Source organism: Candidatus Competibacter phosphatis (assembly GCF_012939995.1).
Taxonomy (GTDB): domain Bacteria; phylum Pseudomonadota; class Gammaproteobacteria; order Competibacterales; family Competibacteraceae; genus Competibacter; species Competibacter phosphatis.
The window spans coordinates 1-13,164 of sequence record NZ_SPMZ01000047.1 but is presented as its reverse complement, the minus strand read 5'-3'; the positions used below and the strand labels follow the sequence as shown (position 1 = coordinate 13,164).

The 13,164-nt window shown below is 61.6% G+C and carries 13 protein-coding genes; 5 read left to right on the top strand and 8 right to left on the bottom strand.

All coding sequences use genetic code 11. The annotated features are described in order from the left end of the window. On the bottom strand, positions 1 to 726 hold a 726-nt coding region (nagZ, locus tag E4P82_RS15020), incomplete at its 3' end, for a beta-N-acetylhexosaminidase (protein ID WP_169249654.1). Positions 727 to 821: 95 nt separating this feature from the next. On the opposite strand from nagZ, the gene E4P82_RS15015 reads away from it, so the two are divergent. The 5 genes from E4P82_RS15015 to E4P82_RS14995 are packed head-to-tail and all read left to right on the top strand — an operon-like array spanning position 822 to position 5,237. Continuing rightward, positions 822 to 2,960, top strand: coding sequence for a PAS domain-containing sensor histidine kinase (locus E4P82_RS15015; protein WP_169249653.1), 2,139 nt, complete (start codon positions 822 to 824; stop codon positions 2,958 to 2,960). Further along, positions 2,842 to 3,174, top strand: a complete 333-nt coding sequence (locus tag E4P82_RS15010; RefSeq protein WP_169249652.1) for an ATP-binding protein — start codon at positions 2,842 to 2,844, stop codon at positions 3,172 to 3,174. Before E4P82_RS15015 ends, E4P82_RS15010 begins: the two co-directional genes overlap by 119 nt. Then, the gene (locus tag E4P82_RS15005) at positions 3,171 to 3,560 is read left to right on the top strand and encodes a response regulator (protein ID WP_169249651.1); all 390 of its coding nucleotides are present in this window, start codon (positions 3,171 to 3,173) and stop codon (positions 3,558 to 3,560) included. Before E4P82_RS15010 ends, E4P82_RS15005 begins: the two co-directional genes overlap by 4 nt. After that, entirely contained in the window at positions 3,557 to 4,738 is a 1,182-nt protein-coding gene (locus tag E4P82_RS15000; RefSeq protein WP_169249650.1) for a SpoIIE family protein phosphatase, read from the top strand. Before E4P82_RS15005 ends, E4P82_RS15000 begins: the two co-directional genes overlap by 4 nt. Position 4,739: 1 nt before the next feature. After that, positions 4,740 to 5,237 carry an STAS domain-containing protein gene (locus tag E4P82_RS14995; RefSeq protein ID WP_169249649.1) on the top strand — a complete coding sequence of 166 codons (498 nt, stop codon included), beginning with the start codon at positions 4,740 to 4,742 and terminating at the stop codon, positions 5,235 to 5,237. Between the two features lie 29 nt (positions 5,238 to 5,266). Here E4P82_RS14995 and E4P82_RS14990 read toward each other — a convergent pair whose 3' ends face one another. The 7 genes from E4P82_RS14990 to E4P82_RS14960 all read right to left on the bottom strand — a co-directional run. Next, positions 5,267 to 5,752 (bottom strand): L,D-transpeptidase, encoded by a 486-nt coding sequence (locus E4P82_RS14990; RefSeq protein WP_169249648.1) that lies wholly within the window; start codon positions 5,750 to 5,752, stop codon positions 5,267 to 5,269. Beyond that, complete coding sequence (locus E4P82_RS14985; protein ID WP_169249647.1) at positions 5,737 to 6,219, bottom strand: CYTH domain-containing protein; 483 nt, start codon at positions 6,217 to 6,219, stop codon at positions 5,737 to 5,739. Before E4P82_RS14985 ends, E4P82_RS14990 begins: the two co-directional genes overlap by 16 nt. 72 nt (positions 6,220 to 6,291) lie before the next feature. After that, positions 6,292 to 6,756 carry a tRNA (cytidine(34)-2'-O)-methyltransferase gene (locus tag E4P82_RS14980; protein ID WP_169249655.1) on the bottom strand — a complete coding sequence of 155 codons (465 nt, stop codon included), beginning with the start codon at positions 6,754 to 6,756 and terminating at the stop codon, positions 6,292 to 6,294. Positions 6,757 to 6,782: 26 nt separating this feature from the next. After that, positions 6,783 to 8,183 (bottom strand): nitrogen regulation protein NR(I), encoded by a 1,401-nt coding sequence (gene ntrC, locus E4P82_RS14975; RefSeq protein ID WP_169249646.1) that lies wholly within the window; start codon positions 8,181 to 8,183, stop codon positions 6,783 to 6,785. After that, on the bottom strand, positions 8,180 to 9,238 hold the full coding sequence (gene glnL / locus E4P82_RS14970) for a nitrogen regulation protein NR(II) (protein WP_169249645.1): 1,059 nt from the start codon (positions 9,236 to 9,238) through the stop codon (positions 8,180 to 8,182). Before glnL ends, ntrC begins: the two co-directional genes overlap by 4 nt. Before the next feature lie 282 nt (positions 9,239 to 9,520). Further along, positions 9,521 to 10,930, bottom strand: a complete 1,410-nt coding sequence (gene glnA, locus E4P82_RS14965; protein WP_169249644.1) for a glutamate--ammonia ligase — start codon at positions 10,928 to 10,930, stop codon at positions 9,521 to 9,523. Positions 10,931 to 11,198: 268 nt separating this feature from the next. Next, the coding region (locus E4P82_RS14960; protein WP_169249643.1) for a plasma-membrane proton-efflux P-type ATPase at positions 11,199 to 13,164 on the bottom strand (1,966 nt) is incomplete at its 5' end.

The following is a 13,164-nucleotide window of genomic DNA, read 5'->3' as shown; positions in this document are numbered from 1 at the left end:
ATTCCAGACGTCGCCGCAGGATGTCTCGCAGCCAGCGCGACCAAACGGCCGGTCGTCCACCTGAGGATAGAGCACATGCGCGGGCATGATGGCGGCCAACCCGTAATGAATCATGCGCTCGAAGGCCAACAGATCGGCATGTTCCAGATCGGCGTAGGCGCGCGGATCCACCGGCAACTCCAGATGCGAGTCGGCGGCGATGCCGCCATGCCCTGGAAAATGCTTGCCGACCGCCTCCATGCCCGCCTTCTGCATGCCACTGACATAGGCGTGGGCCAAATCCGCCACCGCTTCGGGATCGCGGTGAAAGGCCCGGTCACCGATCACGCCGCTGATGCCGTAATCCAGATCCAGCACCGGCGCGAAACTCAAATCCACGCCCACCGCTCGTAGCTCGGCGGCCATGAGCCAGCCGGTGACCCGCGCCAGTTGTTTGGCGCGCATCCGGTCCCGGTCGTAAATCTCGCCCAACCGACGCACCGGCGGCAAGCGGGTAAAACCGTCGCGGAATCGTTGGACCCGGCCACCCTCGTGATCCACCGCCACCAGCAGTCGCGGTTGACGCAGGGCGTGAATGGCGGCGGTCAGCGCCGCCACCTGTTCCGGTGACCGATAGTTGCGGGCAAACAGAATGACGCCACCCACCCGTGGATGGCACAGCATCTCGCGCTCCTCCGCGCTCAGCTCCAGGCCGTCCAAGCCCAGCATCACCGGTCCCAATGCCATCGTCCGCACCTTTATTCGTGCCTGCCGCCGCCTAAATGGTTTTATCATAGCGATTAATCTCACCCGCGCCATCCCTTATATCCGCACCTTTCGCCATGCTCCCAAGCCTGTGGTCACCTTTCCCCCACCGATGCCGGAGGCTGCGGATTTGCCTGCTGGCCGTACTGGTCGTCGCAATCGGTGCCATCTCCCCTGTCGGCGGTATCGCCGAACCGTCGCCACCGACGTCGGTCAGCACCGCCACCCCGCCACCGTCCGACAGGGCGGCGACATTCCTGGACGAGGCATCCACCCATCGTCGGAACGACGATGCACCATCTCCGAACGCAGTACCCCGGCAATCCGGTCTGCTGGCGGCAGTGCTGCATTACGCCATCTGGATTCTGGGATCACTAGCGGCGATCGCGATCGCGACTCTACTGTGGTCCTCGCTGCTGCAACGGCAAGTGACGCAGCGAACCCGGCAATTGCAACGGGAATTGAACGAGCGCCGGCAAGCCGAAACGGCGCTACGCGAAAGCGAGGCGCGCTTCCGCGACGTGACCGAAGCCGCCAGCGATTGGATCTGGGAGATGAACGGCAACCTGCGTTTCACTTATCTCTCGGAGCGCTTTTACGCGCTGACCGGGATCGCTCCGCAGCATGTGCTGGGCCGCGCTCGCTGGGAACTGGCGCCCGGGGATCTGGCCGGCAACCCGCAGAAATGGCGGCGACATCGGCAATTGCTGGAACAGCGCCAGCCATTCCGCGACTTCGTCTACCAAACCCGACTGAGCGATGCTCACGGCGAGGGCCGCTACCTCAAAATCAGCGGCAAGCCGATTCATGACGCGGAGGGTCGATTCCGAGGCTACCGCGGCACCGGTACCGACATCACCGAACAGGTCAAGGCGGAGATGGCGCTACATGAAAGCGAGCTGCGGCTGCGACGCATCATCGATCTGGTGCCACACATGATTTTCGCCAAGGATCGCTATGGGCACTTCCTGCTGGCCAATCGCGCCACCGCCGCAGCCTACGGCATGACCATCGAAGCACTGACCAACCACTCCCATCGCCTCGTTCACGGCGCCGACGAGGAGGTGGAACGGATGTTGGCCGACGACCTGGAGGTCATCGAAAGTGGGGTTTCCAAGCTCATCGCCGAGGAAGCCTTTACCGACCACACCGGCCACACCCGCACCATGCAGACCATCAAAATCCCCTTCGTCGAGCCGGGTTTGAACGAAACCGCGGTACTGGGCGTATCGATCGATATTACCGAGCAGAAACATGCCAAGGAGGAAGTGGCCCGCATGCGGCTCTATCTCAGGAACATCATCGATTCGATGCCCTCGATCTTGATCGGCGTGGACCCCTGGGGCTACATCACCGTGCTGAATCAGCCGGCCGAGGAAATGAGCGGCCTGTCGTGGGAAACCGCGCAAGGCCGCTTTTTCGGTGACGTGTTCCCGCAATTGGAAAGCCAATTCGAACAGGTGCGGCAGGCGATCCAGCTCGGTCGACCGATCAAAACGCCGCGCATGACCTTCGATGTCGGCGGCGAACTGCACTACGCCGACGTGATGGTCTATCCTTTGATGGCGGAAAGCGCCGGTGGGGCGGTGATCCGCATGGACGACGTCACTGCCCGAGTCCGAATCGAATCCATGATGGTACAAACTGAAAAAATGTTGTCGGTCGGAGGACTAGCGGCCGGCATGGCGCATGAAATCAACAATCCACTCGGCGTGATCATGCAGGGTAGCCAAAACATTCTGCGGCGCATCGACCCGGACATGCCGCAGAACCGCGAGGCCGCCGCCGCCATCGACGCCGATTTGCACCGGATCAACCGTTATCTGGCGGAACGAGGCATCCTGCATTTCCTCGAAGGCATTCGCGAAGCCGGCGCGCGCGCCGCCAAGATCGTCGCCGACATGCTGTCGTTCAGCCGGCGCAGCGAGTCGCACTTCGCTCTGGTGGACCTGGAAGAGATGCTGGAAACCGTGCTGCGACTGGCCGCCAGCGACTACGACCTGAAAAAAAAAATACGACTTCAGGCGCATCACCATCGAACGCGATTACGACCCAGCGCTGCGCTTGATGTATTGCGACAAAACGGAAATCGAGCAAGTGATCCTGAATTTGCTCAAGAACGCCGCCCAAGCCATGGCCGACGACGGCACGCCGTCGCCGACCATCGTCTTGCGCACCCGCCGCGAACCGGACACCGTTTTGCTCGAAGTGATTGACAACGGACCCGGCATGGACCAAAAAACCCTTAACCGAATCTTCGAACCCTTCTTCACCACCAAGGAGGTGGGGGCCGGGACGGGTTTGGGATTGTCGGTGTCCTATTTCATCGTCACCGAGCAACACAACGGCCGGTTGTCGGTAACCTCCAAACCGGGCCAGGGCGCCTGTTTCAGCATTCGCCTGCCTTCGAACCGGGAGGCGCTACCATGAGCGCTTGGGTCTTGATCGTTGACGACGAGGAAATGATTCGGGAAAACCTGAAAGCCTACCTAGAAGATGAAGGCTGGCGGGTGGCGGCGTTCGAAGCCGTTGCCCCGGCTTTGCGCTGGCTGCGGGAAGGCACCCTCTGCCAAATCTGCATCATGGACATGCGCCTGCCCGACATGGACGGTAACACCGCTATCCGAGCCTTGCATCAAATGTATCCCGAGATGGAGTTCCTGATCCATACCGGCTCTTCCAGCTACAGTCTGCCCGACGACTTGCGGGCGCTGGGCCTGGACGATGACCGGGTCTACCAGAAACCGCTGAACGACATGGCGCCGCTGGCGGCGGCGGCACGGACCCTGGCGGCGGCGCGCGAGACTCGGCCATGAACGAAAGACCGGCGCGCATCCTGACCATCGACGACGAGCAGATGGTCCGCGAGATCCTCGCCGCCTACCTGGAAGACAGCGGGTTCGAGGTCACTCAAGCCCGCGATGGCCGGGCCGGCGTCGAGATGATTCGCGACGAGCAACCCGATCTGGTGCTGTGCGACCTGCGAATGCCGGGCATGGACGGCCTGCAGGTGCTGGCCACGGTGACCCGCGAATTCCCCGAACTACCGATCCTGGTGGTATCCGGCATGGGCGGCATGAGCGACGCCATTCAAGCGCTCAAGCTCGGTGCCTGGGACTATGTCACCAAACCCATCGAGGACATGGCGGTGCTGGAGCACGCCATCAATCACGCCCTGGAGCGCGCCCGACTACGGCGGGAAAATCGCGAGCACCGCGAGCATCTGGAAGGGGTCAACGAACAGTTGCGGCAAACCGTGCGGCAACTGCAGGAAGACGAAGCGGCGGCACGGCGCATCCAGTTCCAGTTGCTGCCGGAAAACGACAAGATCTACCGCCACTACCGCTTTAGCCGCCACCTGCTCACCTCGCAGTATCTCAGCGGCGATTTCGTGGATTATTTCGTCATCGACGGCGATCACCTGGGTTTCTACATCGCCGACGTATCCGGGCACGGGGTATCGTCGGCCTTCGTGACGGTGATGCTGAAAAGCTACATCGGCCGCTACCGGGAACTGCATCGGCAAAACCGCGACCGGGGGATTCTCAACCCGGCGGAAACGCTGAGCCGCTTGAACCGGGAAATCTTCAGTTGCCACATGGACAAGTACCTGACCATGTTCTATGGCATCATCGAGTGGTCGAACAATCTGTTGCGCTACAGCAGCGGTGGCCAGTTTCCCTTCCCGATCCTGTTCGACGGCCAGCAGGCGAGTTATGTCGGCAAGAAAAGCCTGCCGATCGGTCTGTTCGATTTTGCCCATTATCAGACCGAATCGCTGCGGTTGCCGCCGCGGTTCGCCATGGCGCTGATCTCGGATGGCATCCTCGAAACCTTGCCGCAGACCAGCCTGCGCGACAAACAGGCGTTCTTGTTGGACCTGATCGGCGGCACCGATCTCACCATCGAAAATCTAATTCAGCACCTGGGTCTGGATCAAACCGGTCCTTTGCCGGATGATGTCACCTTGTTGCTGATCACGAGGACGGAGTGAGATGGAGGCGGGCACGGCGTTCTATGTCAAACAAGGCACTGTTTACCTGATCAAATTGGTCGGCGATATCCGCTACACCATGGGCTGCGCCCTGGGAGATTTCCTGGACGAGCTGTTCGCCCGCGCCGATTTCGACGACATCGTCGTGGATCTGACCGAGACTCACTCCATCGACAGCACCAGCCTGGGGCTGTTGGCCAAGATCGCCAACTTCAGCCGGGAACACTTTTCCCGCAAGACCACCTTGCTGTCCACCAACGCCGACGTTAACCAGGTACTGGACACCATGGGGTTCTATGAGATTTTCAACATTCGCGATACCGGCGAAACCATCTCGGTGGCGCTCCAGCAACTGGCGTCCCAGACTCCCTGCAACAAGGACGATCTGACCCGCATCGTTTTCGAAGCGCACCGCACGCTCAGCGAGATCAATCCCCAGAACCAGCAGGCCTTCCAGGGCGTGCTCGACAGCATGCGCTCCAAGTTGGACTCGCCCTGAGGCCAGCATTGCCGCCGGCCACGCACCTCTCAGCCGGCAATGAATACCCGATCGCCCGCCGCTACCCGTTCGAACAGCGCCAGTAAGTCCCGACCGCGCATGCGGATGCAGCCATGCGACAGTGGCAGGCCCATGGGCGCGGTGTCCGGGCAACCGTGGATGTAGATGAAGCGACGCAAGGTATCGCATTCGCCGCCACGGTTACGACCCGACTCCAATCCGGTCAGCCACAGGATGCGGGTCAGAATCCAGTCACGCTCTGGGTGACGAACCGCCAGATCCGAATCGTAAATCTCGCCGGTCGGCCGCCGGCCGACGAAGACCGTATTCAGCGGCAGTCCGGCACCGACGCGGATGCGGATGCGATGCCAACCGCGCGGCGTGCAACCGCTGCCGCGTCGTTCGCCGGGGCCGTTGTGGGCGGTCGATACCGGGTAAACCCTCGTCGCCCCGCTCGCTTCCAGCAGCGTCAGCCGCTGCTCGGGGATGCTGATCCGAATCAGTCGCTCGGACACGACCAGGTCCGGTAGGGATGGCGGGCCAGTTGCGAATTGTAGTAACGGATGTCGTGCGAAACATCCGCGCCCAGCCAGTCGGGCTGGTCGAATGGCTCGTCGATCCGGCTCAGTTCCACCTCGGCCACGATCAGACCGGCGTTGTCGCCTTCGAACTCGTCGATCTCCCACAGGTGCCCGCCGAAACGCACGAAGTGACGGGTTTTCTCCAGCAGTGGCTGCTCGCACAAAGTGTCGAGAATTTCCTCCGCCTCCGCCAGCGGAATGAGATATTCGTACTCGCTGCGCTGAATGCCCAGCGCCCCGCTCTTGACGTTCAAATGGCCCTGATCGCCGGCGACCCGTACCCGTACCGAGCAACGGGCGTCGCTGGTCAGATAGCCCTGCCGCATCCGTACCGAGCGCTCGACCTCCCGCCGCCAGCGCTCATCGCGAACCAGGAATTTGTGTTCGATCTCCACCGCCATGATCCCTATCCCCGCCGTGTTTGGATTTCAACATGCATGGTAGGACAAGCATCGGATTTTGTGCATGCCGATTCAACCGGCGCCTGGAAATCCATTTTGCCGCCACGCCTCGTAGACCACGACGGCGACCGCGTTCGATAGATTCAGACTACGCACCCGCGCGAGCATGGGAATCCGCAGCCGGCATTCGGGCGGCAACCCGGCCAGCACCGGTTCCGGCAAACCGCGAGTTTCCGGCCCGAACAGCAGCGCGTCGCCGGCTTGGTAGCCGATGTCGCTGTAAACATGGCGGCCCTTGGTGGTGAAGGCCAGCACCCGTGCCGGCCGCAGTGCCGCCAGACAGGCGGTCAGGTCGGGATGAACGCGCACTCGCGCCCATTCGTGATAATCCAGTCCAGCTCGTCGCAACCGGCGGTCTTCCAAACGAAAGCCGAGTGGTTCGATCAGATGCAGCTGCGCGCCGGTATTGGCGCACAGCCGGATGATGTTGCCGGTGTTGGGCGGGATTTCCGGTTCGAACAGCAGCACGTCGAACATGGCGGACGAAAACGGTACTGGGTCGCTCACTCCATCCGCAGATCCTTGATCTTGCGGGTCAGGGTGTTGCGCCCCCAGCCCAGCAAGCGGGCGGCATCCTGACGGTGGCCACCGGTCTGTTCCAGCGCCACCCGGATCAATACCCGTTCGAAGTTGGGCAGGGCGCTATCCAATAATTTCTGCTCGCCGCGCGCCAGACTCTGATTGGCCCACAAACGCAACGCCGCCTCCCAATCGGGGCCGCCGCCGGCCGCCGCCGGCCCGCGCTCCCGCAGCTCCATCGGCAAATCCTCCAGATGGATTTCCCGGCCCGAAGCCATGACCGTCAGCCAACGGCACAGGTTTTCCAACTGCCGGACATTGCCCGGCCAATCCAGCTTGCTGAGATAGACCTCGGTTTCCGGCCGCAACACCTTGGACTCCACCCCCAGTTCCCGAGCGGCCTGACTCAGAAAATGCCGGGTCAGCAACGGAATATCCTCGCGGCGCTTGTTCAGGGACGGCAGTTGAATGCGAATCACGTTCAGGCGGTGGTAAAGATCTTCGCGGAACAAGCCGTCGCGGACCCGCTGCTCCAGGTTCTGATGGGTGGCGGCGATCACCCGCACGTCCACCCGGGTCGGGGTGTGGCCGCCCACCCGGTAAAACTCGCCCTCGGCCAGCACTCGCAACAACCGAGTTTGCAGCTCCGCCGGCATATCGCCGATTTCGTCCAGAAACAGGGTGCCGCCGTTAGCCTGCTCGAACCGACCCTGCCGACTGGTCTGCGCGCCGGTGAACGCGCCGCGTTCGTGACCGAACAGCTCCGATTCCAGGAGATCGCGAGGAATGGCGGCGGTGTTGATGGCGATGAACGACTTGTCGGCGCGCGGACTGTGGCGGTGCAGGGCACGGGCCACCAGTTCCTTGCCGGATCCGGATTCGCCCGTGATCAGCACGGTGATGTTGGAGCGCGACAACCGCCCGATCGCTCGGAACACCTCCTGCATCGACGGCGCCTCGCCGATGATCTCCGGCAGTTGCTCGACCTGCTCCGGCGGCTCGGCGCGCTGGCGGCGCGTCTGGCAGGCCCGGCGGATCAACGCCACGGCTTCGTCCACGTCGAACGGTTTGGGCAGATATTCGAATGCTCCGCCCTGATAGGCGGAAACCGCGCTGTCGAGATCGGAATGGGCGGTCATGATGATGACCGGTAGATCCGGTACCCGTTCGCGCAGGTGGGACAGCAGTTCCAGACCGCTCATGCCCGGCATGCGGATGTCGGCGACGATGGCATCCGGCGGCGCACTTTGCCGGAGGGCATCGATCGCTCCGATCGCGCTGTCGAAAGAAGTGACCGTCATGCCGTCACGCTGCAGTGCCTTCTCCAGCACCCAGCGAATGGCATGGTCGTCGTCGATGACCCAAATGTGTTCTTTCCTGCTCATCCGGTCTTGTCCAAGGGCAGCAACAGAGTGAAAACCGTCTCGCCGGGCCGGCTGACGCATTCGATCAAGCCGCCGTGCTGATTGACGATGTTTTGGGCGATCGACAAGCCCAGGCCGGTTCCATCTGGGCGGCCGGTGATCATCGGATAAAAGATTTGCTCCTGCTGTTCGAGCGGAATACCGGGACCGTCATCGATCACGTCCAGCCGTGCCACCAACTTGTAGCGCCGGGAACCGATGGTGTATTGACGTTGCACCCGAGTGCGCAAGGTAATGACACCTTGCCGGCCCAGGGCCTGCACCGCGTTGCGCACCACGTTGAGCACCGCCTGGATCAGCCGGTCGGCATCGCCCCACAGCGGCGGGATGCTGGGATCGTAATCGCGCTCGACGCGAATGCCGGGGTCGGCTTCCGCTTCCACCAAGGCGCAAACCCGCTCCAGAATTTCGTGAATGCTGACCTCGCCGTGGCTGGGCAACTGGTTCGGGCCGAGCATCCGGTCCACCAGGTTGCGCAGCCGATCCGCCTCACCGATGATGATGCCGGTGTACTCGCGCAGCGCCGGGTCTGGCAGTTCCCGTTCCAGCAACTGGGCCGCTCCCCGCAGCCCACCCAGCGGGTTCTTGATTTCATGGGCAAGATTGCGTACCAGCGCACGGGTGGTGTGATGCTGCGCCAAGATATTTTCCTCCCGGTTAATGCGCAGCCGCCAATCCACTTGCCGCAACTCCAACAGCAGATCGTTAGGCGGGTCGCGTTCCAACAGCGGCGCGGCGGTGCAATCCACGGTCACGACACGGCCAGGTTGCACCACCAGTTGCAGTTCCCGCTCGATATAGGGATGGCCGTTCTCCAGACACTGCCACAAGCCGGCCACAAACGCTTCCGTACCGACGATCAGCTCCGAAAGCGCCAACTTGTGCGCCTTGCGAAAACTCAGTTCGAACAAGGTTTCCGCAGTCGGGTTCATGAACAACACCCGCAACCGCCGGTCCAGCACCAACACGGCGATGCTCAAACCTTCCACAACCCGACGATGGTAATCTTTCAGCACGTTTGCCTCGTTTTCCGGCCGCCATCAGTCAATAAGCAAAAACCAAACCAATTCAATACAAGCGAAATCCATGCAGTGCATGCCACATTTGCAATCTGGTACAGCGCGGTCAACGCGCTGTTGCTGCGCGTGATCCCAAACCATCGCTCCATTATGCACCATAATAGTGCGTCGAGCCGCTTCGGCGGATTGACACAACCGACCCAAATGACAACGCCCCCCGTAAAGGGGGCGTTGCGTTTCCTCCGACCAGGCAATCAGCTGCGATCGCAGCCCGGAATGTTACAGGCTGTAGTACATATCGAATTCGACCGGGTGCGTGGTCATCCGCAGACGGGTCACTTCCGCCTGTTTCAGTTCGATATAGGCATCAATCAAGTCGCTGGTGAACACGCCACCCTTGAGCAGGAACTCGTGGTCGTCCTTGAGGGCGTTCAGTGCTTCGTCGAAGTAGAAGCAGACCTTGGGAATAGCCTTCTCTTCCTCCGGCGGCAGGTCGTAGAGATCCTTGTCCATCGGCTCGCCAGGATGGATCTTGTTCTGGATACCGTCCAGACCCGCCATCAGCATGGCGGCAAACGCCAGATACGGATTGGCGGTCGAATCGGGGAAACGCACCTCGATACGCCGTCCCTTGGGGCTCTGGACATAGGGAATGCGGATCGAAGCGGAACGGTTACGGGCCGAGTAGGCCAGCATCACCGGGGCTTCGAAACCCGGCACCAATCGCTTGTAGCTGTTGGTGGACGCGTTGGTGAAGGCGTTCAGCGCCTTGGCGTGCTTGATGATGCCGCCGATGTAATACAACGCCAATTCGGACAGCCCGGCGTACTGATCGCCGGCAAACAGATTGACACCGTCCTTGGCGATGGACTGGTGGACGTGCATGCCATTACCGTTGTCGCCGACCAGCGGCTTGGGCATGAAGGTCGCGGTCTTACCGTAGCTGGCGGCCACGTTTTGAATCACATACTTCAGGCGCTGCGTTTCGTCGCCCTTGCGCACCAACGTGTTGAACTGGACCCCGATCTCGGCCTGGCCGGCGGTGGCCACTTCGTGATGATGCACTTCGGGGACCAGCCCCATCTCTTCCATGCTCAGACACATGGCCGAGCGAATATCCTGCTGCGAATCCACCGGCGGCACCGGGAAATAGCCGCCCTTAAGTCCGGGACGATGACCGAAGTTGCCGCCCTCGTAAACCCGTTCGGAGTTCCAGCCGGCTTCGGAGGAATCGACCTTATAGAAACAGCCGCTGATGTCCGCGCCCCAGCGAATGTCGTCGAAGATGAAGAATTCGTTTTCCGGCCCGAAGAACGCCGTGTCGCCGATACCCGTCGATTTCAGGTAAGCCTCGGCGCGGCGGGCCAACGAACGCGGGTCGCGCTCGTAACCCTGCATGGTGTTGGGCTCGATCACATCGCAAGTCAGGACCAGGGTCGGCTCTTCGAAGAACGGATCGATGCAGGCGGTCACCGGATCGGGCATCAGAATCATGTCCGATTCCTGGATGCCCTTCCAACCGGCGATGGACGAACCGTCGAACATCTTGCCGTCCTCGAACACATCTTCATCCACGGCGCTGACGGGCACGGTGACATGCTGCTCCTTGCCACGGGTGTCCGTGAATCGATAATCCACGAACTTGACGCCCTTTTCCTCGATCAACTTCATCACATCAGCAGCATTCATTGTCATTGATTCCTCGGGGTTCTCGGAAAAATCCGATCGGGGTCGATCGGGTATTAAAAAAACACAATCGTCATTAGCACGAACCATGCCATGGCGGACATTTGCCAGCTTGACCACAAACTCGCTGTATTTCGAAACGCACCGACAGCGCTTGCCGCCCAATAATCATGCAATCAACTTTTTTTTTGCACCATCATTGCGCATTAACCCGCGCCAAAACCGCCGGCCCCGCCTTGGCGACTCGGGCTTGTGGTTCGGAACACGATGCCTACTCGGTCCCCGGCTGTACCGAGGTATTTGCGTGTTGAAGGAACGCGCCGGCATGAGTCGCAAAGACCTGCCGGTGCTGGAAACGGTGATCGATCACGCGATAAACCACCAGCTTGATCCCATCCTGCACCACCATCCAAACCAGGTTGTACACCCAGACCCAGCCGATCAGATCCCAGGGCAGCACCGGCACCAACCAACCGAAGCCGCACATCAGCACCGCGAAGATCTGGGTGCCGACCACCGCCCCCAGCAACTGCCAGGAAGGGTGTGGCCGTGCCCAGAATGCCTTCTTGGTGCGAGTCAGCAGCAACAGCAGATGCCCGCCGACCAGCAATTGCAGGAACATCATGGTTTGCAGGTGGGCTGCGTCCAGGTGCAGGACATCCATGCCCAGAGCCAGCAGGCCGAAGCTTTGCGCCACCGCCAGTACGCCCAGGGTGATCGACACCGCAAAGGTGCGTTCCCGATTCCAGCGCACCGGCATGGGATCGGGTTCGGTGCGGTCGTAGGCAATGGTCATGATCGGTACGTCGTCCAGCAGCGCCAGCGCCACCAGCATGATCGCGGTCAGCGGGAAAAAGCCGAACACGATGCTAGCCAGCACCACGAACACCATGATGTCGATGCTCATGGCGATGCGGTAGATGATGTAGCTCATCATCCGCTCGAAAATGCGGCGCGATTCCTCCACCGCGTGGGTGATTACCGACAAACCGGGCGCGGTCAGCACCAAGGCGGCGGCGGCTCGCGCGGCGTCGGTGGCGCCGGATACCGCAATGCCGACATCGGCCTGCTTGAGCGCCGGAGCGTCGTTAACCCCGTCGCCAGTCATCGCCACGATGTGGCTACCCTGCTGCAAGGCCTTGACGATGCCGTACTTGTGCTCGGGAAACACCTGGGCAAAGCCATCGGCTTCCTCGATCTGATGGACCGCCGTCGCTGGCAACACCCCATGCGCCACGCCCCCAGCGAACAGCGCCTCGGCCGCCCGGATGTTGGTGCCGATGCCCAACTGCCCGGAAATCTGCTTGGCGATGGCGATGTTGTCGCCGGTGACCATCTTGACCGCGATGCCGTAGCGGCCGGCTTCGGCGATGGTCGACGCAGAGTCTTCGCGGGGTGGATCGAATAGCGGCAAGATACCCAGAAACACCCATTTCCCGCCCGCGTCGGTGCGGGCCACGCCCAGGGTGCGAAAACCCTTGGCGGCGAATTCATCCACCGCCCGATCGGCCAGCGCCTGCGTCTCGCGATCCACCTGACACAGTTGCATCACCACCTGCGGCGCGCCCTTGGTGACCTTGAAGGTCTGACCGCCGCCATCTTGGACAGTGGCTTCGGTGCGTTTGCCGACCGGATCGAACGGCGCGAACTGGATCTGCCGGTAGGATTTCAGGGCGCTGGCATCCCCAAGCCCGCCGATCACCGCCAAGTCGATGGCGTCGTTGTTTTCCGCCTTGGAGGCCAACGCCCCGGCCAGAATCAGCTCTGACGCGGTGACGCCAAAGGGTTGCGCCTCACCCAGGGTCAGCCGGTTCTGGGTCAAGGTGCCGGTCTTGTCCGAGCAGAGGATATCGACGCCCGCCATTTCCTCGATGGCTTCCATGCGCGAGACGATGGCCTTGAGTTTGGAGAGTTTCAAGGCGCCCAGCGCCATGGTGACCGACAGTACCGCCGGCATCGCCACCGGAATCGACGCCACCAGCAGGATCAGCGCCAGCTTGAGCAGGTGGATGAACGAGGTGCCCCAGTACAACTCCACCGCCGACAACACCACGATCAGCGTCAGCGCGAAGAAAATCAGGAAGTTGCCGATTTGTAGGACCGATTCCTGCAAATGCGACTTGGCGCCGGCCGTTTCCACCAGCTTGGCGGTGCGGCCGAAAAAGGTGTTGGCGCCGGTGCCGGTCACCACGGCGACCATCTCGCCCTGTTTGGCAATCGAGCCGGAAAAAGCCACC

Bases quoted from the DNA above. Each gene is read 5' to 3' on its own strand.
- E4P82_RS15015 (WP_169249653.1), top strand. From the start codon at position 822: ATGCTCCCAAGCCTGTGGTCACCTTTCCCCCACCGATGCCGGAGGCTG.
- E4P82_RS15005 (WP_169249651.1), top strand. From the start codon at position 3,171: ATGAGCGCTTGGGTCTTGATCGTTGACGACGAGGAAATGATTCGGGAA.
- E4P82_RS15000 (WP_169249650.1), top strand. From the start codon at position 3,557: ATGAACGAAAGACCGGCGCGCATCCTGACCATCGACGACGAGCAGATG.
- E4P82_RS14995 (WP_169249649.1), top strand. From the start codon at position 4,740: ATGGAGGCGGGCACGGCGTTCTATGTCAAACAAGGCACTGTTTACCTG.
- E4P82_RS14985 (WP_169249647.1), bottom strand. From the start codon at position 6,219: ATGGCGGTGGAGATCGAACACAAATTCCTGGTTCGCGATGAGCGCTGG.
- E4P82_RS14980 (WP_169249655.1), bottom strand. From the start codon at position 6,756: ATGTTCGACGTGCTGCTGTTCGAACCGGAAATCCCGCCCAACACCGGC.
- ntrC (WP_169249646.1), bottom strand. From the start codon at position 8,183: ATGAGCAGGAAAGAACACATTTGGGTCATCGACGACGACCATGCCATT.
- glnA (WP_169249644.1), bottom strand. From the start codon at position 10,930: ATGAATGCTGCTGATGTGATGAAGTTGATCGAGGAAAAGGGCGTCAAG.